The sequence below is a fragment of the Tidjanibacter massiliensis genome (genome assembly GCF_900104605.1).
GTDB classification, from domain to species: domain Bacteria; phylum Bacteroidota; class Bacteroidia; order Bacteroidales; family Rikenellaceae; genus Tidjanibacter; species Tidjanibacter inops.
Window position 1 is genome coordinate 2038953 of the sequence record NZ_LT629960.1, and the last position, 18418, is coordinate 2057370.

An 18418-nucleotide genomic window follows, 5' to 3' on the forward strand; every position below is an offset into this window, starting at 1 on the left:
TATCGAGGCTGCGGTATCGCTGCGCCGTGCAGCCCTGCCCGTACCGCACGTTTGGACCGCCGCACGGCTCCGAACCTGCCGAAGGTTCGGAGCCTTTTGCGGTATCGGAAGAATCAGACGTATGGGTTTTCTCTCTGTCGTGTCGGTGTGTGCGGCCTGCCTGACCGTCGCCGGCTGTGCGTCTATCGCCGGCTCTCCGCTTCGTGCGGGGGGTGAAACGGAGCTGTCCGACGGGGTCGGGTTCCGGCTGCCGGATATTCCCGACACCCTTCGGGGAGCCGCACGGGCCGAGTATCTTGCGCTCCATTACTGGGACGGTTTCGATTTCGCCGGCGCGGATATCGCTGCTCCGGAGGCCGAGCAGGCATTCGTGGATTTCCTCGGACTGCTGTCCCGTATCGCCTCGGCGGACGGTGCATTCGGTGCGCTTTTCGGGCGCGCGGCTGGTTCCGACGGGTTGTACCGTCTGATGGAGCTGTGCGACAGGTATCTTTACGAACCCTGGTCGCCGATGCGCAGCGATGAGCTGTATGCGGCCGCGCTGCGGGCATTTACGGAGAGTCCCTGCATCGCGGAGATAGACAAGGTTCGGGCCCGGCAGGCGCTGGAGAGGCTGTCGATGAACCGGCCGGGTACTCCGGCCGCCGATTTCATCTATGTCGACCGCGGCGGGAGCCGGCATCGCCTGTCGGATATCGAGGCACCGCATATTCTGCTGTTTTTCCACTATCCCGGCTGCGGGGAGTGCCGCCGGATGAAGGCCGCGCTGGAGGCTTCGCCGATTGTGGGCGAGTCGCTCCGTAGGGGGAGGCTTGTCCTCCTGGCCGTATGCGTCGGAGAGCGGGACGATTGGGAGCGTTCCGGATGTCCGATGGGGGGAATTGACGGGTTCGACGGAGGGATGTCCTCCTCCTGCCGGACGGTTTATGACCTGCGGGCTCTGCCGACGCTCTATCTGCTCGACGGCGAACGGTGCGTGATATTGAAGGATGCTTCCGTGGTACAGGTCGAGGAGCGGCTTGCAGCCTTGTGCAGTGGACAGGCTGCGGCTGCGAAGCGACCGTCATAGTTCGGAGGAGCCGGAACGGATGCATGGCCGCTATCTTGCCGCACCGGCCATATCCTGGAAGGTCTTCCGGATTCTGTCGGCTCTTCTCCTTCCTGTTTCGGAATTTTCGCCGTGTCGGGCCGGAATGACGGACGTATCTGTGTCCCGATAGGCGGGAGTCCGCATTCCGCGTCTTGCCCGACCTCTTCGTCTCTGTCGTTGCTGTCGGTTTCTCTTTTCTGTCTCGGGAAGGTCCGTGAAAGAGATACCCCGCCATACGTCGTATGGCGGGGTATCTTCGAGGTGCGAAGCGGAATCGAACCGCTGTAGAAGGTTTTGCAGACCTTTGCCTAACCGCTCGGCCATCGCACCGTAGTGTTTCGCTGTCCCGTTTCGGGGTACGAAACGGTGTGCAAATATAGCCAATAATCTTCATTCTCCAAAAAATAGGCGATGCGGGTGCGGTAAATTTGGTGCCGGGGCATTTCCGCCGGCCGCATTCGACCGGAGCGGCCGGCATCCGACGGAACCGTCTCCGCTGTCGGCCGCCGGTGCGGGCGGTGGAAAAGGACACAGGCGGTGGAGAACGGAAGGAGGAGAAGATACGGGAGAGACAGTACGGGTTTTTTATTACCTTTACGGTAAAAACTGCGGCGGCATGACGGTGGACGACATAGCGCTTACGCTTCAAAAGGGACTCGGTGTCCGGGGAGCGGCACACCTGCTCTCCCTGGCGGGCAGTGCCTCTGCGGTGTATGCCGCATCGGAGGGGGAGCTGTCCGGAAAGTTCGGGCTGCGGAGCGACATCGCGCGTGCCCTGGCGGCGAAAACCGCGCATCGGGAGGCGGAAGAGGAGCTGCGCTACATGAGGCGCCACGGCATATCGGCTGTCGCATCCACGGATGTGGATTACCCGGCGCTGCTGCGGGAATGTCCCGATTATCCCCATGTCCTCTATTTCGTCGGCGACGCCGCGGCTTTCCGCGGCAGGATGCTGTCGGTGGTCGGTACCCGTGCGGCGACCGTTTACGGTCAGCAGATGTGCGATGTACTGGTGGGCCGCGTGGCCGAACTCGCCGCCGGAACGGCGGTCGTCAGCGGGCTCGCTTACGGGATAGATGCCGCCGCACACCGTGCCGCTTTGCGGTATGGGCTCCGGACGGTGGCGGTTATCGCCAATCCGCTGCCCGGCGTTACCCCCGTACAGCACCGGGCACTGGCGCACGACATTGCGGAGCGGGGCGGGGCCGTGGTGACGGAGCTGCACTCGCGGACCAGGCAGAACGGCGCTTATTTCATACCGCGCAACCGGATAATCGCCGGGATGGGTGAGGGAACCGTGGTCGTGGAGTCCCCGGCCGGAGGCGGCGCTCTCTCCACCGCGGCGTTGGCGGACGGTTACGGCCGTATCGTAATGGCGGTACCGGGGCGTGCGGGCGACCGGTGTTCGGCGGGAGCCAACCGGCTCATCATGGAGCGCCGGGCCGCCATGGTGTGTTCGGGCGACGATATCGTCCGGGAGTTGGGATGGGACATTGCATGTCCGGGATTTATTCCCGTCCGGGAGTCGCCGCCGGTGCTGAACGGAGACGAACGGCGTATCATGGAGTGTCTGCATGACGGGGAGGCTGCGGACATGGATACGCTGGCGCTGCGCAGCGGCATACCGATAGGACAGATTTCGGCCGTGCTGCTGGGGCTGGAACTCGGCGGGATGGTCCGGGCGTTGCCGGGGAAAAGATACGAAAAGAGCTGACCGGTGCGGCGGGAATGCGGCACGGGCGGACGGAGGAGTCCGGAAGCCGGTCTGTCCGTCGTACCGGAGAGGAAGGATACGAAACACGAACGATATGGAACTGATAGATACGCATACGCATCCGTTCGACGAGGCATTCGATGTCGACAGGGCGGAGGTGGTCGCGCGAGCGTGCGAAGCCGGGGTTCGCAGAATGATGTGTCCCGCGATTGACGCTGCGACGCATGCGGCCCTCTTCGGACTGTGCGACGCATACCCGGATGTCTGCCTGCCCATGATGGGCCTGCATCCCACTTCGGTGAACGACAATCCCGATTGGCGCCGGGAAGTGGCGCTCGTGGAGGAGTACCTTTCGGGAGGGGCGTCCCGCCGTTTCTATGCCGTCGGAGAGGTGGGGCTCGACTTCTATTGGAGCCGGGAATGGCAGAGGGAGCAGGAGGAGGCTTTCCGCCGGCAGGTCGAATTTTCGCTCCGCTTCGGACTGCCGCTCGTCATCCATACGCGGGAGGCGTGGCCGGAGATGCTAGGCCTCCTGCGGGAATTCCGGGGAAGCGGAGTGCGGGGTGTCATGCACGCTTTCAGCGGTACGTGGGAGGAGTACGAGGCGGTGAAGGCGTGCGGCGATTTCCTGTTCGGCATAGGAGGCGTCGTTACCTATAAGAAGAGCACACTGCCCGAGGTCGTGTCGCGCATGCCGCTCGGCGATATGGTGCTCGAAACCGACGCCCCCTATCTGCCGCCGGTTCCTTACCGGGGGAAGCGCAACGAGCCGGCCTACATCGTCCACGTCTGCAGGAAAGTGGCCGAACTGAAGGGCATCGCTCCGGAGGAGGTGGCTGCGGCGACATCCGTCAATGCGTGCCGGATGTTCGGCATCTGATTCTTCCTTCCCCGGTTTTTAACGAATTCGTTACCTCTGCAGCTTCGCGGATAACGAAAAAGTCATTAAATTGCACCCCGTTTCCAGCGCACGGAGGGCCGTGCGGCGTCTTTTACAGCATATTTGTTGAAGTGGTTGAAGAAATTATTGGTCTATGGGAAGGTCGTCAGTGCTTTTGATATATACCGGCGGTACGATAGGAATGAAGACGGACCCCGTTACGGGGACGCTCGTACCGTTCGACTTTAACGGTATTTATGACGAATTTCCGTCGCTCCGGCGGCTGGACGTGGACCTTGAGGTGCTGCCTTTCGAGCCTATCGATTCGTCGAATGTGGCCCCCGAACTCTGGGTGAGGCTGGCGGATATCATCCGGGAGAATTACGAGCGTTATGACGGATTCGTGGTGCTGCACGGCACCGACACCATGTCGTATTCCTCCTCCGCCCTCAGTTTCATGCTCGAAAACCTCGGCAAGCCGGTGGTGTTCACCGGCAGCCAGATACCCATCGGAGTGCTGCGCACCGACGGCAGGGAGAATCTGATTACCGCCATCGAGATTGCGGCCGCCAAGGAGGAGGGGCGGGCCATTGTACCCGAGGTGTCGCTCTATTTCCAGAACAGGCTGTTCCGGGCGAACCGGACGAAAAAGCACAGCGCCGAGGAGCTCAGCGCGTTCGCTTCGCACAACTATCCCGCGCTCGCCGACGTGGGCGTGGGCATCCACTACCGTTACGGCGCAATATGCCGCTGCGACGCCGGGAAGACCTTCTCGGTGAATACCGCCGTATCGCAGGACGTGGCGGTCGTCAAGATATTTCCCGGCATGACCGAGCCTGTTTTCCGGGCCATGCTTTCGGCCGAAGGGGTGAGGGGCGTGGTGCTCGAAACCTACGGGGCGGGAAATGCACCTACGTTCGGATGGTTCATCGGAGCGCTGGAAGAGGCCATATCGCGGGGGGTACATGTGCTGAACGTGACGCAGTGCGTGAGCGGTTCGGTGAATATGGATATTTACGAAACCGGTCGGCGCCTGCAGGAGGCAGGCGTCATCAGCGGCCGCGACATCACGACCGAGGCGGCGCTTGCCAAAATGATGTGCCTGCTCGGCCGCGGCTGCGGTACGGCCGAGTTCGTGGAGCTCATGAGGCACTCCGTTCGGGGTGAGATGACCGAGGAGTGAGGCCCGCCCGCCGCGGGGAGACCGTTCCGGCAAATGGCAGGATGCCCCGGAAACAGCGGGAACAGGGTCTGACCGGGATAATAGGTGTATTTTTTTAGAAGAAAAAAAATTTCTATATTTCGGAGGTTTTTAAGCTGGCAGTATGTCTTTTTACTGACATGCCGGTTTGGGTATCAAGCGGATTTGATGTTTAAATAATTGAAAATCTGCTTTTTATCTGCAAAAAGGGAGAAATGACCGAGTGGCTGAAGGTGCGCGCCTGGAAAGTGCGTATACCCCAAAAGGGTATCGTGGGTTCGAATCCCGCTTTCTCCGCAGTTCGTCCGGCCCGTTTTTTTCGGAGAGGCGGACAGTGTTTTTTGACTGCGATGCAGTGCGGTCTGAACGGCCCGCACGGAAAGGGAGAGCTTTTATTTGACTAACGATAAAAACAATAAGTCTAATCAATTCTAAATTAAAGCTATGAAAAAACTTTTTTTGATTCTGGCAGCGGTAGGCGTTATGGGCTTTTCGGCTGTGAATGTTTACGCTCAGGAGGCAGAAACCCAGGCGCCCGAAGCTGAAGCTACGGAGCAGGTGGCAGCCGAGGTAGAGACCGAGGTGGTGGGCATCAACCCCGAAACCGAAGTCGAGGGTACTCCGATGCACCAGGCCATCAAGCAGAAATTCCTCGAGGGCGGTGCAGGCTGGATGACGCCGGTGTTGTTGTGCCTTATCTTCGGTCTGGCTATCGCTATCGAACGTATACTTTATCTCAACCTCGCTTCCATCAACACCAAGAAGTTCATGGCGCAGATTGAGGAGGCCCTCAAGAAGGGCGGCGTTCCTGCCGCTATGGAGATTGCCCGCAACCAGCGCGGTCCGGTTGCCAGCATCTACTATCAGGGACTGAGCCGTTACGGCGAAGGACTTGAGGTCGTTGAGAAGAGCGTGGCTTCCTACGGTTCCGTACAGATGGGTCTCATGGAGAAGGGTCTTACGTGGATTTCGCTCTTCATCGCCCTCTCCCCTATGTTGGGATTTATGGGTACCGTGGTCGGCATGATTCAGGCTTTCGACGCCATTCAGGCAGCAGGCGACGTGTCCGCTACCTTGGTGGCAGGCGGTATCAAGGTGGCCCTTCTGACGACGCTCGCCGGTCTTATCGCGGCTGTCATCCTGCAGTTGTTCTATAACTACATCGTTTCCAAGATAGACACGCTGGTCATCAACATGGAAGACAGCTCTATCATCCTGGTGGATATGCTTACGGAGTACAATAAAAAATAATCAGTTTCACACCACCTTACAGTAATATGAACAATAAGATTTTCAAATATATCAAATACCTCAGCTACGTGCTGTTGCTGCTCGGCGTCGGGGTATTCGTATATTTCGTCGTCGCTTCGGTACTCTATCCGGAGCCTGCGACGGAATTCCCGGTGGGTACCGTGGGCAATGCGATGGGTGTGAATGTCATGCTGATTTATGCCTATGTGGTATTTGCCGTCGCGCTGGTACTTGCCATCATGTTCCCCCTTATCAACATCATCAGTAATCCCAAGGGCGCCATGCGTACCCTGATTGGCGTTGTGGCGATGTTGGTAATATTCTTCGTGAGCTATCTCCTTTCGAGCGACGCTCCGGTGCCGAATCCTGCTGCGAACGGTTATTTTACCAATTCGGCCGTGCTTAAGCTGACCGATGTCGGCCTGTATGCGGGTTACGCTATTTTTGTCATTGCAATTCTGGTCATCCTTTGGGGAGAGATAAGGAGTGCGGTAAAGAAAGGCTGATTTGAAAAGTAAATTAATATGGCAATAGATAAAAGAAAAATCCCGGAAATCAATGCCGGCTCGATGGCCGACATTGCCTTCCTGCTGCTGATTTTCTTCCTTGTCGCCACCACCATGAACACGGACACCGGTATTCAGCGTGTCCTGCCCCCCTGGGTCGATAATCCTACGGACGATGCGCCTCCCATCAAGGAGCGTAACCTGATGCAGGTAAAGGTCAATCAGTATGACCAGATACAGGTTCAGGGCAAGCTGGTGCACCTGTTGCAGGTGAAGGACCTCGCAAAGGATTTTATCCTGAACCTGGGGAACAGCGAAGACCTTCCCGAAAAGGTCATGACCGACATAGAGCTTTTGGGGCCCTATCCGGTCAGCGAAGGGGTGATATCGCTCCAGAACGACCGCGGTACGAGCTACGACATGTATATCAAGGTACAGAACGAACTGACGCGTGCCTTTAACGAAATCCGTGATGCCGTGGCGCGCGAGCGGTTCGGTGCTTCGTTCAGCGAGCTCGACGAGGCGAAACGCAAGGCTATCCAGCAGGCGGTTCAGACCAAGATATCCGAGGCCGAACCTAAAAACATAGGAGGAAATTAGTATGGCAGTTATAAGGAAAAAAGGTAACAAGGGTGTGCCGCCCATTTCGACGGCCTCCCTGCCCGACGTAATCTTCATGATTCTGTTCTTCTTTATGACGACCACATCCATGAAGGAGACCGAGTTGAGGGTGGCATTCACGCTGCCGGAGGCTACCGAAATCCAGAAGCTGGAGAAGAAGAGTCTCGTAAGCTACATCTATGTGGGACAGCCTACCAAGCAGCTTCAGGCCCAGTTCGGTACGGCACCCCGTATCCAGTTGAACGATACCTATCGTACTCCGCAGGATATTCTGGACTTCATTGCTTCCGAGCGCGACAAGCTCAACGAAAGCGACCGCAATGCCATGTCGGTTTGTATCAAGGCCGACCGTTATACGAGAATGGGTATCATTACCGACGTGAAGCAGGAGCTTCGTAAGGCGAATGCCCTTCGTGTGACTTATGCGGCGTCCAAATCGCTGGGATACAATTAGTCGTAGAATATATACGTAGTTTTTGCGGGCGGCCGGAAGGGCGCCCGCATTTTTTTGTTGCCTGCCGCTGCGGAACCGTTCCCTCTCCTGCCGCAGGAGTGAGACGGGGGATGGGAAAGCAAGGGAGGGGCCGACGAGGCGGACAGGAACCGTCGGCCGTTGCGGAACGGTTTTCGGGCGTGTCGGCCGGGAACGGTATGTCGGTGCAACTGTCGTAGTATAGCGGGGACGGCCGGGGGCCGGAGCTACGGGTGACGGAGAAAGTCAATGTATGGGGCTGGTTTAGCAAACCGGAATGCAGGGCTATGGATGACGGAAAAACGAAGTGTGGAATCCGAAGTACGGACTGGCGTGCGCGCGGGAAGAGGTATTGTGTAAGAAAAAAGTTTAAAAGGAATGGCCGGGGGCTGCTCGGAAGACGATGGCCTGCGGGACGGGACGATTGTGTGGAGAAAGGGCTAATCGGGCGGTGTGAGGTACTCCGGATGGGCTGGTAGGCCTGCTGGGACCGTATGTTCCGGAAGCCGTTCGGCAATAAAAAAGGCCTTCCTCTAAGAAGGCCTTCGGGGTGGAAGATGGGGCTCGAACCCACGACACCCAGAACCACAATCTGGTGCTCTAACCAACTGAGCTACATCCACCATATAGCGTACCCTTCAGCGGATACGCGGATGCAAATGTAATATACTTTTTTGTTTTTACAAAAAATGGGGTTAAAATAGTGTTGCGGCACCTTTCCCTATCTGGGCGCCGGGGTGGCGAGCCGTATCGTTCGGCCCTTAGCGTTTTCGGTCGGGAAGGATGACCGGCAGCGCACCGTGCTCGCATGTGATGTCGATGGGGAACGATGGGCCGGGCTGGCCGTCCACATCCGTATGTTCGTCCCGGTCGCACTCCGCGTGAAGTCGGCTGCACCGGATGTGAACGATGCCTTCCGGGTAGCGCCGGCGGTGAAGCAGCCGGGGCAGGTACCGGATGGCCGTGTGCAGGGTGTCGAGCGGCGTATCGCCTTTGAGTACCAAAATGTCGAGCAGGCCGTCGTCCCCCTCGGAGAGATAGGCGAGCGGCAGCGTGCCGGCCGTGCGTCCGTTGAAGACGAAGAAGATGATGGCATTGCCTCGGAAGTCGCCTCCGTCGGAGGTGATGGAGAGCTCCATCTTACGGAAACGCGGCAGGTCGCCTATCCCGTTGATGTAGTAGGCTATTTTGCCGAGGTTGTTTTTCCATGCGGTCGGCGTTTTCTGGGATACGTCGGTGAAGAGACCGCAACTGAAGACATTCGCGAAGTAGCGGCCGTTTGCCCGTCCGAGGTCCATGGCGTGAATGCGTCCTGCGAGTATCGCCCGGCATGCCTCTTCGATGTCGGTCGGCATGCCGAGTAGGGTGGCGAAATCGTTGGCCGTTCCTGCAGGCAGTACTGCGACGGGCAGGTTCAGTCCCATCCCCTTTATCAGATTCACTGCGTAATTGATGCTGCCGTCGCCTCCGGCCAACAGCAGGTGGTCGAAGCTGCCGTCCACTGCGGCGAGGACCGCTTCGTCGCCGGCATCGAACGCAAGACGGTGAAACAGCATGTGTAGGCCGTGAGCCTGGTAGAGTTCGATGATGCGGTCGAAGCGGCCGGTTACCGGGCTCTCTCCCGAAGAGGGATTATAGATGAAGAGTACTTTTCGTAACATATACTGTAATGTTTCCGACGGAGAACCGGGCAGGCCGTGGAGTACCGGGAACGGGGTCCGTGCTTTTCCCTGCTCTTCGGGAAATTCCGGAGTATGTTCCGGAGGCCGTGCAGGCGGAGGCGAAGGATAGCCCGACGGTGCTTCCGGGCCGTGTCCCTGTCTTGTGCCGATGGCTTTCTCCATGGGTAAAGGTAGGCATTTATATCGGAAACGGTATATACCGGCAGGAATAGTTTGCATGGTCTCCGTCGGCGGCCCTTTTCGGGAGGAGAAAGAAAAGGGACGAACGACGAAAACGCCGTCCGTCCCTTTCGTGTCTCCCTTTCGGGCAGGATTATTTGTTGGCCGGATTGAACTTCTTGTCGTAGTCGAGCAGGAAGCGGACCAGCTCCGGGTCGCGGTGCGACCCCTGAAATTCGCGGGGCCGGTCGAGCGGCCGGATGGAATCCATCTCCGCGGCGGAGAGCTCGAAATCGAAAATATCCAGATTCTCCTTCATGCGGTCGATGTGCGTGGTTTTCGGGATGGCGATGATGCCGCGCTGGATGAGGTACCGCAGGGCCACCTGCGCAACCGTTCTGCCGTGGCTTTCGGCGATGGCTTGGAGCGTCGGATTTTCGAACAGGTCGGCATCGGCCTGTGCTATCGGTGCCCACGCCATGATTTTCGTTCCGTATTGTTCCATCTCCCTTTCCGAATCCCACTGTTGGCTGAAGACATTCGTCTTCAGTTGGTTGACAGCCGGTTTAATCTCTACGTTTTCGGCCAGGTCCACGAACCGGTCGGGGTAGAAGTTGCTTACTCCGATGGCGCGTACCTTGCCGGCCCGTACAGCCTTTTCCATGGCCCGATACGTTCCGTAATAGTCGGCGAAGGGCTGGTGTATCAGCAGCAGGTCGATGTAGTCGGTATGCAGCTTGCGCAGGGACTCTTCGATGCTGGCTGCCGCCCGCTCTTCGCCGGCATTGCTAATCCATACCTTGGTGGTGATGAAGAGTTCGCTGCGGGGAATGCCGCATTTGGCGATGGCGGCGCCGACGCCCGCTTCGTTGTAGTAGGCTTGGGCCGTGTCGATGCTGCGGTAGCCCGCACCAATCGCATCGAGCACGCACCGTTCGCACGTTTCGGGGGCAACCAGATAGACTCCGTACCCCAACTGCGGCATTTCAACGCCGTTGTTCAGTGTCACGCTCTGCATAGTGTTTCGTTTTTTATTGATAGATGAACAAAGATACAGAGATTGTGCCATTCTCGCCTTATACATTTTACCTGAAGGATTACCTCTTTTCCGGATGGATACGGAACGGACGGCTGCTGCGGAATGTTTCCCGCAGCATATCGGCCGCACGGTATGCCCGCCCCTGGGCGGCCTGCACTCCGTTGTCCGGACAGGCTGCGGCGTATGTATGGGATGGATACGGAAAACTTCGGGGGGGGGAGGTCACATGTATTGTTCCATGGCGGGGGAGATGTGCATTTTCATCTCTCCGTTCCCGTCGGCATAGATGAGCAGGACGGCGAATTCGGGATGTTCCGCCAGCAGGGCCAGCGATCCTTCCAGTCCCAGTGCCATGTACATTGTCGCCATCGCGTCGGCGAGCGTGCAACTCTCCGCCACGACGGTGGCCGAAAGCAGGTTGCTTTCGGTATTTCCTCCCGTCGTAGGGTCGATGATGTGCGTGTATTTCCGTCCGTCGGGCCCCGTGTGGAAATTGCGGTAATTGCCGGAGGTGGCGATACCCGCCTCCGATACATTGATGACGGTGCTCGTGCTGGCGCCGGGAAGGTAATTTCCCTCATAGGGGGTGTCGATGGCGATGTGCCAGCGTTCGCCGGAGGGATTGACGCCGCGGCAGAAAATCTCGCCGCCCACATTGACGAGATAGTCCGATGCCCCTTCCTGTTCCAACATGCGGGCTATCTTGTCCACCGTGTAGCCTTTGGCGATGGAGTTGAGACCTATCTGTATCTCGGGATACTGCTTGATGAGTCGTCCTTCGCGTATGGTTATCTTCTCGTAACCGACGTACCGCAGCAGCGAATCCACGTTCACCTCGGCTGCCTGTCGGCCGTCGATGAAACCGTAGGCGTCCACGAGGGGCTGTACGGTGATGTCGTACTTGCCGCCGGAGAGTTCGCTGACACTGCGGGCGAGCTCGATGTTGCGGATGATGTCTTCGTTGAGCGAATCGGTCTCGTTGCGGTTGATGCGGCTGAGCAGCGAGCGGGGGTTGAATACCGACATGGAGCTGTCGGCCGCAGCGCATATCCCTTCTACCTTCTCCCGTAGACTGTCCGGCGCCTTGTCCGATACCGTTACCTTGTAGACGGTGCCGAGGGCGAATCCCTCGACGGTTTCTGCCGTTTCGGCGGGCCGTCCGCAGGCTGCGAGCAGAATGGCGGCCCCGACTGCCAGCGCGTTTCTCCTTCCGATGTTGTTCCGGTGCCGTTTGCGGCCCTGTCCCGATGTCTCTCTTGTCTGCATGGTATTCGTTCGTTTTTTTACGCTCCGTCCGGTGTGTGGGCGGAGGGCTCACGCCTCTTTTTTCCGGCAGTAGAGGATGCCGTTTTCGTCGCGCGTGACGATGACAGCGATGCCTTTTCCGATGAATGCGGCGTCGTCTCCCGCCGCTTCGTAGTGTCGGCCGCCGATGACCACCTTCCCGGCCGGGCGGAGCGGCGTGGAGGTGATGCCTTCCCGGCCGGTCAGCCCCCGGTCGGCGGCGACGGAGACGTACCCGTCGGCGGGCTTCATGTCCGAGACAAGTACGACGCGCCTGCGCAAACCCGATTTGCCGCGCAGGAAACGGTTGCCGAACCATATCGACAGGAGGAGTCCGACTCCGGCGGAGATAATCACTATCAGGAAGGGGCCGAGCACGACCGATACGGGAAGCTCCCCGGTCGGTACGTAGCGAAGCAATGCGGTGTCTATCAGTGCGAAAGCCAGTCCCGTAATCATGGCGACGATACCGAGTATGCCGAGAACTCCGAAGCCGGGAGTGACGAAAATTTCGAGGATTATCAGTACGATGCCCGTCAGGAACAGCAGCAGTTCCCAATGGGCGGCCAGTCCTTCCGCATAGAGGGGAGCGAAGTAGAGTACCGCACCCAGAATGGCGACCACGAGCGGAAATCCTACGCCCGGCGTCTGGAGTTCGAAATAGATGCCTCCGATGATGAGTATGATGAATAGCGCCTGCAAGGTGGGATTGGTGAGGAAACCGATGAACCGGTCGAGCCAGGAGGGGGCGTATTCGTAAAGCGTATAGTCGTCGATGCCGGCCAGTGCAAGAAGCTCCTCCACCGAGGAGGCTTTCCCTTCGCAGAATCCCCATGCGATGGCTTCGTCAGCCGTCAGCGTAACCACCTGCGTGCCGTCAGCAAGGTCGGGAACGGCTGTCGAAGGGCTCACCATGGCCTCGGCTATTTGCGGGTCGCGCCGCCACCGCCACACCGTGTCGCCCCGTTCGGCCGAGGGAACCCGGCCGTGCGCCTCTGCCGTGGCACGCATCATGGAGCGCATGAAACTCTGATACTTGTCGGGCATCACTGCGCCGCTTCCGTCTACCACCGTGGCTGCTCCGATGCTTGCGCCGGGGCGCATGTAGATGCTGTCGGCGGCGAGGGCAATCAGCGCTCCCGCACTGGCGGCCTGGTTATTGATGAAAGCGATGGTGGGGGCGGGGTAGTCCAGCAGCATGGTGCGTATCGAGTCGGCTGCGTCGAGCACTCCTCCGTAGGTGTTCATGTCGATGATCACGCAGGAGGCGTTCAGCGCCGTCGCCTCTTCCAGGCATCTGGTGACCTGCCTGACCGTCGCGGGCATGATATCTTCGCGTATGGGCAGGAGATAGACCGTCGCGCCGGCATACGGGGCGGCTTCTTCCCGGGCGGATATCTCCGCCCCGCGGACCGATACCGCCGCGGCAAAGAGCAGGAGGTGGAACAGTATTGCCGTACAGAGCTTGTGCATGGGCGTATGGTTTTGGATGGCTGTCCGCATCGGCGGACGTTCCGACTGCAAATATAACCAATCGGCAGGGGATTTCCCTGTCTGCCGGACCGGAGAATTGCTGCGGTGGATTGCCGTCCATTCCCGTTCGGTGTATATGTGTTATTAAATATTTTTAGTAACCCCTCTTCTGGCTGTCTCTCCGCATACGGAGGTAAAATAATGATAATAAATAATTTTAAAGGGGGTCTTTTTGCGTAAAGATAAAAAAGATTTATCTTTGCACCACGCTTTGATGTCACCCGGTAAGGCGGATGCATCGTAAAGTGGAACACTAAATAATTTTTAGTCATGAGCTATTTGACAGCTGAAAAGAAGCAGGAGCTTTTTGGGCAGTACGGTTCTTCCAATACCGACACTGGTTCGCCTGAGAGCCAGATTGCGTTATTCACCTACCGTATCAACCACCTTACGGAACATCTCAAGAGGAACAGGCACGACTACGGGACCCAGCGCGCGTTGCTGAGGCTCGTCGGTAAGCGCCGCAAGTCGCTCGATTATCTGAAGAAGGTTGATATAGAACGTTACAGGGCTATTGTGAAAGCTCTGAACCTGAGGAAATAATACGGTTCCTGCAAGGCTGGAGTCAAGTGAAGGCAATTAGACAGTAATTGCCTTCGCTTTTATTGGATAAGACATTTTTGGAGGATAAAAAATATGATGATGTACAAAGAGACGACGAAGGTCATTCCGCTGGGGGATGACCGCGAGATTACCATCTCGACGGGAAAACTTGCCAAGCAGGCCGACGGTGCGGTCGTGGTCAAACAGGGGGATACGATGCTCCTGGCGACCGTGGTCGCAGCCAAAGACGCCAAGCCGGACGTGGATTTCATGCCGCTTTCGGTGGAATATAAAGAGAAATACGCCGCTGCCGGCCGTTATCCGGGCGGCTTCCTGAAAAGGGAGGCACGTCCGTCGGACAGCGAAATACTCATAGCGAGGCTCATCGACAGGGCCCTCCGTCCGCTCTTTCCGGCGGATTACCATGCGGAGGTTTTCGTGACGGTGAATCTGATTTCGGCGGCGAAGGACATTCAGCCGGATGCGCTCGCGGGCCTCGCCGCATCGGCGGCGCTCGCCGTATCGGATATTCCCTTCGGCGGTCCCATTTCGGAGGTGCGCGTATCGCGTATCGACGGTAAGTTCGTCATCAACCCCACTTTCAGCGACAACGCCCGTGCCGATATCGACATCATGGTCGGTGCTACGATAGACAACATTCTGATGGTCGAAGGCGAGATGAACGAGGTGAGCGAGGCCGACATGCTGGAGGCCATCAAATTCGCCCACGAGGAGATAAAGAAGCAGTGCGCCGTGCAGATAGAGCTCATGAAGGAGCTCGGCAAGGATGTGAAGCGGACCTATTGCCACGAAGTGAACGACGAGGAACTGCGCCAGCTCGTCATCCGGGAGACCTACGACAAGGTGTACGCGGTGGCTACGAGTGCATCCGGCAAGCAGGAGCGTACCGAAAAGTTCGAAGAGATAGAGGCCGAATTCTGCACCCGTTATACCGAGGAGGAGCTCGCCGAGAAGCTGCCGCTCATCAAGCGCTATTTCCACGACGACGTGCTGAAAAAGGCGATGCGCCGTATGATACTCGACGAGGGCAAACGCCTTGACGGCCGCCGCACGGACGAGATTCGTCCGATATGGTGCGAAGTGGGTCCGCTGCCCGCCGCGCACGGCTCGGCGATATTCACTCGTGGCGAGACCCAGTCGCTCACGACCGTGACGCTCGGTACGAAACTCGACGAAAAGCAGATCGACCAGGTACTCGTACAGGGTTCCGAACAGTTCGTCCTGCACTACAACTTCCCGCCCTTCTCGACGGGAGAGGCGAAACCGGCCCGCGGCCTTTCGCGCCGTGAGATAGGGCACGGCAACCTCGCATGGAGAGCCCTCAAGCCCATGGTGCCGGTCGGGGAGGAGAATCCCTATGCGGTGCGGGTGGTGTCGGATATTCTCGAATCGAACGGTTCGTCGTCGATGGCTACCGTATGCGCCGGTACGCTGGCACTCATGGATTCGGGGCTGAAACTCAAGAAACCGGTTTCGGGTATCGCCATGGGGCTTATTTCCGACTCCGAATCGGACAAGTATGCCATCCTGTCCGATATTCTCGGCGATGAGGACCATCTGGGCGACATGGACTTCAAGGTTGCCGGTACGCGTGACGGCATCACCGCCACGCAGATGGATATCAAGGTGGACGGCCTCTCCTATGAGGTGCTGGCCAAAGCCCTCGAACAGGCCCGCGTAGGCCGTCTCTACATTATGGACAAACTGACCGACACGATAGCCGAACCGCGCGAGGACTTCCGTCCGTTCGTACCGCGTATCGTGCAGATTACCATTCCGTCCGACTTCATCGGAGCCGTTATCGGCCCGGGCGGCAAGGTCATTCAGGAAATCCAGAAGACGACTGGTACGACCATCACCATCACCGAGGAGGACAACAAGGGTATCGTGGATATTTTCGGCGAGAACAAGGAGGGTATGGATGCCGCGCTCGCCCGTATCAAGGCCATCGTGGCCGTTCCCGAGGTGGGCGAGGTCTATAACGGCAAGATACGCTCCATCGTAGCGTTCGGCGCTTTCGTGGAGATACTTCCCGGCAAGGATGCGCTCCTGCACATCTCCGAGATAGACTACAAACGTTTCGAGACGATGGACGAGACCGGCCTCAAGGAGGGCGACATGATAGAGGTCAAGCTGATAGGCATGGACCCCAAGACCGGCAAGCTCAAGCTCTCCCACAAGGCACTGCTCCCGAAACCGGAGGGTTACGAAGAGCCCGAAAAGCGTGAACGGCGCGACCGGGGAGAGAGGTCCGAAAAACGCGACGGCAAGCATGAAAGGCGTGAACATAAGAAATGAATGGTATAGTTTTTGACGCCTGATTCGAACCGAACAGAGGGATTGCCGGGAAAGCGTGTCGTTTTTAACTTCCGTCGGGCAAAGAAAGAATTGTAGGTGAAAATTATGCGGAAATAAAATATATTCTTATTTTTGCTTTACTAACGCCGTTTAGTCGTGTGGGAAAAGAGATGCAATAAATAATAACAAACTATCTTAATACATTAATTATGAGAAGATTAGCTCAGGTGGGCCTGGCGCTTACCACAATGATGGTTCTGCTCGTCGGATGTAATCCGTACAACAAGATGCAGAAGAATGTCGGCAAGATAGACGCTTACGCGACTCCCGAGGTGCTTGCGCTTAAGGGACAGACCGTTGAAGCCGATATCACTTATACTTTCCCCAAGAAGTACTTCTATGAGGAAATGATTCTCAAGGTAACCCCGGTGCTCGTGTTCGAGGGCGGCGAGGTTGCAGGCACCCCGAAATATTTCCAGGGCGAGGACGTAAGGGACAACTACACCCCGGTTTCGTGGAAGAATGGTGGCGTATTTACGCAGAAGGTCGTTTTCCCGTATGACGAAAGGGCCAATCTTTCGACGCTCGTTCTCCGCGTGGAGGGCCGTACGGCCGACCAGTGCCGTCGTGACAAGTTCAAAACTTTCGGCGACTTTGGCTCCGTAGTGGTTGCGCAGGGTATCAGCACCGTACAGTCGCTGGCCGATATGCCCTACATGATTCTTATGGACCACAACTTCAAGAGAGTCAGGACTGTTACCGGCGAGGCCGATATCCATTATCAGATAAACAGCCCGGTAGTGCGCAAGAACCAGCTCTCCCTGGAGCAGGTGAAACTTTTCGAGGCATTCGTGCGTGAGAACTCCGCTGCCGAGGATGTGACGATGGGAACCGTTTATGCAAAGGGTTACGCATCGCCCGACGGTCCGGAGAACTTCAACCAGAAACTCTCCGCAGAGCGCAGCAAGAGCGGTGAAAAGGCTATCAAGGAGAACCTCAAGGGTATCGACGTACAGTACGACGCAGCCGCTTACGGTGAAGACTGGGAAGGCTTCCGCGAACTGGTTGCCGCTTCCGATATCGCCGACAAGGACCTTATTCTTCAGGTGCTTTCGATGTACGATTCCTCCGCACGCCGCGAACAGGAAATCAAGAACCTTTCCGCCGTATATAACGAGCTCAAGACCAAGATTCTTCCGGAACTCCGCCGTACCCAGCTCGTTGCTTCGGCCGATGTAGTAGGCCTCAGCGACGAGGAGATTGTGGCCGCCATTCAGTCCAAGGACGGCAGCCTCAGACTCGATGAGATACTTTACGGCGCTACGCTTATCAACGACCCGGCCAAGAAGATTGCCGCTTATAGGATGGCAGCCGAGAAGTACAACGACGTGGCCGCTTACAACAACCTGGCAGTCGCTTTGATGATGAACGGCGATGTAGCCGGTGCAAAGCAGGCTATCGACAAGGCTGCGCGTATCAACGGCAACCCGACGGTGACCAACAACCTCGCAGCCGTGGCCATCGCACAGGGCGACCTCGAATCTGCCAAGAAGTACCTCTCTGCACTCAACAGCAAGGAGGCTCAGATGAACAAAGGACTCGTTGCTCTCCAGGAAGGCGACTACGTGGTAGCTACCCGCGACCTCGAAGGGTACAACCTTGCTGTGGTGGAGGTGCTGAACGGCAACTATGCGAATGCGAAACAGGCTCTCGGCAACTGCAAGTGTGCGGATTCCGAATATCTCCGTGCTATCATAGCCATGAGGGAGGGCGACAGCCAGGGTGCTATCAGCTATCTGCGCAACGCTATTGCTCTCAAACCGTCGCTCCGGGAGGCTGCCAAGACCGATGTTGAGTTTGCAAGGCTCTTCAACTCTCCTGAGTTCCAGGCTCTCTAATCGAGCAGAAAAGATATGATACGAAGGCGGCGCTTTGAAGGCGCCGCCTTTTTTCGTGCGGTCCGGCCGGGAGGCGTTTGGCGGTTGCCTGCGGGCAGGACATGACGACCGTTGTCGGGTTTGTCTGTATCGTTGTGCGTATCTGACGGAATGTGTGTCGTGCGATGCACGCTCCGGGCTGGAGGCTGCTTATGCGGACCGGGGACGGAATCGGGGCTGGTATCCT

15 protein-coding genes and 3 tRNA genes are annotated in these 18418 nt (G+C 57.7%); 12 read left to right on the top strand and 6 right to left on the bottom strand.

Features of this window, described 5'->3' with window-relative positions; all coding sequences use genetic code 11:
* Window positions 1-121 precede the first annotated feature (121 nt).
* On the top strand, window positions 122-1069 hold the full coding sequence (locus BQ5361_RS09620; RefSeq protein ID WP_052130915.1) for a DUF5106 domain-containing protein: 948 nt from the start codon (window positions 122-124) through the stop codon (window positions 1067-1069).
* Window positions 1070-1349: 280 nt separating this feature from the next.
* Here the strand turns inward: BQ5361_RS09620 and BQ5361_RS09625 are convergent.
* Window positions 1350-1420, bottom strand: a tRNA-Cys gene (locus BQ5361_RS09625).
* Between the two features lie 286 nt (window positions 1421-1706).
* Between BQ5361_RS09625 and BQ5361_RS09635 the strand changes: the two genes are divergently transcribed.
* From BQ5361_RS09635 to BQ5361_RS09670, 8 genes are all read left to right on the top strand, one after another.
* Window positions 1707-2804: a DNA-processing protein DprA gene (locus BQ5361_RS09635; RefSeq protein WP_035471136.1), complete on the top strand. Its 1098-nt coding sequence runs from the start codon at window positions 1707-1709 to the stop codon at window positions 2802-2804.
* A gap of 94 nt (window positions 2805-2898) precedes the next feature.
* A complete protein-coding gene (locus BQ5361_RS09640) occupies window positions 2899-3684 on the top strand; it encodes a TatD family hydrolase (RefSeq protein ID WP_035471133.1) in 786 nt (261 codons plus the stop codon).
* 154 nt (window positions 3685-3838) lie between these two features.
* Window positions 3839-4867 (top strand): asparaginase, encoded by a 1029-nt coding sequence (locus tag BQ5361_RS09645; RefSeq protein WP_035471130.1) that lies wholly within the window; start codon window positions 3839-3841, stop codon window positions 4865-4867.
* 227 nt (window positions 4868-5094) lie between these two features.
* A tRNA-Ser gene (locus BQ5361_RS09650) sits at window positions 5095-5182 on the top strand.
* Between the two features lie 147 nt (window positions 5183-5329).
* Window positions 5330-6136, top strand: a complete 807-nt coding sequence (locus BQ5361_RS09655; protein WP_022063090.1) for a MotA/TolQ/ExbB proton channel family protein — start codon at window positions 5330-5332, stop codon at window positions 6134-6136.
* Between the two features lie 26 nt (window positions 6137-6162).
* Complete coding sequence (locus BQ5361_RS09660) at window positions 6163-6642, top strand: hypothetical protein (protein WP_022063089.1); 480 nt, start codon at window positions 6163-6165, stop codon at window positions 6640-6642.
* An 18-nt stretch (window positions 6643-6660) separates the two neighbouring features.
* Window positions 6661-7242, top strand: coding sequence for an ExbD/TolR family protein (locus BQ5361_RS09665; RefSeq protein WP_035471127.1), 582 nt, complete (start codon window positions 6661-6663; stop codon window positions 7240-7242).
* 1 nt (window position 7243) lies between these two features.
* The gene (locus tag BQ5361_RS09670) at window positions 7244-7717 is read left to right on the top strand and encodes an ExbD/TolR family protein (protein WP_022063087.1); all 474 of its coding nucleotides are present in this window, start codon (window positions 7244-7246) and stop codon (window positions 7715-7717) included.
* A gap of 566 nt (window positions 7718-8283) precedes the next feature.
* Here BQ5361_RS09670 and BQ5361_RS09675 read toward each other — a convergent pair.
* From BQ5361_RS09675 to BQ5361_RS09695, 5 genes are all read right to left on the bottom strand, one after another.
* Window positions 8284-8359: transfer RNA gene (locus BQ5361_RS09675), tRNA-His, on the bottom strand.
* A 137-nt stretch (window positions 8360-8496) separates the two neighbouring features.
* The gene (locus BQ5361_RS09680; RefSeq protein ID WP_035471434.1) at window positions 8497-9396 is read right to left on the bottom strand and encodes a YegS/Rv2252/BmrU family lipid kinase; all 900 of its coding nucleotides are present in this window, start codon (window positions 9394-9396) and stop codon (window positions 8497-8499) included.
* Window positions 9397-9730: 334 nt separating this feature from the next.
* Window positions 9731-10594 carry an aldo/keto reductase gene (locus BQ5361_RS09685; RefSeq protein ID WP_035471122.1) on the bottom strand — a complete coding sequence of 288 codons (864 nt, stop codon included), beginning with the start codon at window positions 10592-10594 and terminating at the stop codon, window positions 9731-9733.
* A gap of 243 nt (window positions 10595-10837) precedes the next feature.
* Window positions 10838-11881, bottom strand: a complete 1044-nt coding sequence (locus BQ5361_RS09690) for an FAD:protein FMN transferase (RefSeq protein WP_052130914.1) — start codon at window positions 11879-11881, stop codon at window positions 10838-10840.
* A gap of 48 nt (window positions 11882-11929) precedes the next feature.
* Entirely contained in the window at window positions 11930-13372 is a 1443-nt protein-coding gene (locus BQ5361_RS09695; protein ID WP_035471428.1) for an NfeD family protein, read from the bottom strand.
* A gap of 330 nt (window positions 13373-13702) precedes the next feature.
* Here BQ5361_RS09695 and rpsO point away from each other — a divergent pair, with 330 nt between their 5' ends.
* The 3 genes from rpsO to BQ5361_RS09710 all read left to right on the top strand — a co-directional run bounded on the left by rpsO (window position 13703) and on the right by BQ5361_RS09710 (window position 18192).
* Window positions 13703-13975, top strand: coding sequence for a 30S ribosomal protein S15 (rpsO, locus tag BQ5361_RS09700; RefSeq protein WP_022063079.1), 273 nt, complete (start codon window positions 13703-13705; stop codon window positions 13973-13975).
* A gap of 96 nt (window positions 13976-14071) precedes the next feature.
* On the top strand, window positions 14072-16294 hold the full coding sequence (locus BQ5361_RS09705; protein WP_143047573.1) for a polyribonucleotide nucleotidyltransferase: 2223 nt from the start codon (window positions 14072-14074) through the stop codon (window positions 16292-16294).
* 209 nt (window positions 16295-16503) lie between these two features.
* Window positions 16504-18192 (top strand): tetratricopeptide repeat protein, encoded by a 1689-nt coding sequence (locus BQ5361_RS09710; RefSeq protein ID WP_022063077.1) that lies wholly within the window; start codon window positions 16504-16506, stop codon window positions 18190-18192.
* The last annotated feature ends 226 nt before the right edge of the window (window positions 18193-18418 follow it).

Coding starts and splice junctions, on each gene's coding strand:
- BQ5361_RS09620 (WP_052130915.1), top strand. CDS start 122: ATGGGTTTTCTCTCTGTCGTGTCGGTGTGTGCGGCCTGCCTGACCGTC.
- BQ5361_RS09635 (WP_035471136.1), top strand. CDS start 1,707: ATGACGGTGGACGACATAGCGCTTACGCTTCAAAAGGGACTCGGTGTC.
- BQ5361_RS09640 (WP_035471133.1), top strand. CDS start 2,899: ATGGAACTGATAGATACGCATACGCATCCGTTCGACGAGGCATTCGAT.
- BQ5361_RS09645 (WP_035471130.1), top strand. CDS start 3,839: ATGGGAAGGTCGTCAGTGCTTTTGATATATACCGGCGGTACGATAGGA.
- BQ5361_RS09655 (WP_022063090.1), top strand. CDS start 5,330: ATGAAAAAACTTTTTTTGATTCTGGCAGCGGTAGGCGTTATGGGCTTT.
- BQ5361_RS09660 (WP_022063089.1), top strand. CDS start 6,163: ATGAACAATAAGATTTTCAAATATATCAAATACCTCAGCTACGTGCTG.
- BQ5361_RS09665 (WP_035471127.1), top strand. CDS start 6,661: ATGGCAATAGATAAAAGAAAAATCCCGGAAATCAATGCCGGCTCGATG.
- BQ5361_RS09670 (WP_022063087.1), top strand. CDS start 7,244: ATGGCAGTTATAAGGAAAAAAGGTAACAAGGGTGTGCCGCCCATTTCG.
- BQ5361_RS09680 (WP_035471434.1), bottom strand. CDS start 9,396: ATGTTACGAAAAGTACTCTTCATCTATAATCCCTCTTCGGGAGAGAGC.
- BQ5361_RS09685 (WP_035471122.1), bottom strand. CDS start 10,594: ATGCAGAGCGTGACACTGAACAACGGCGTTGAAATGCCGCAGTTGGGG.
- BQ5361_RS09690 (WP_052130914.1), bottom strand. CDS start 11,881: ATGCAGACAAGAGAGACATCGGGACAGGGCCGCAAACGGCACCGGAAC.
- BQ5361_RS09695 (WP_035471428.1), bottom strand. CDS start 13,372: ATGCACAAGCTCTGTACGGCAATACTGTTCCACCTCCTGCTCTTTGCC.
- rpsO (WP_022063079.1), top strand. CDS start 13,703: ATGAGCTATTTGACAGCTGAAAAGAAGCAGGAGCTTTTTGGGCAGTAC.
- BQ5361_RS09705 (WP_143047573.1), top strand. CDS start 14,072: ATGATGTACAAAGAGACGACGAAGGTCATTCCGCTGGGGGATGACCGC.
- BQ5361_RS09710 (WP_022063077.1), top strand. CDS start 16,504: ATGAGAAGATTAGCTCAGGTGGGCCTGGCGCTTACCACAATGATGGTT.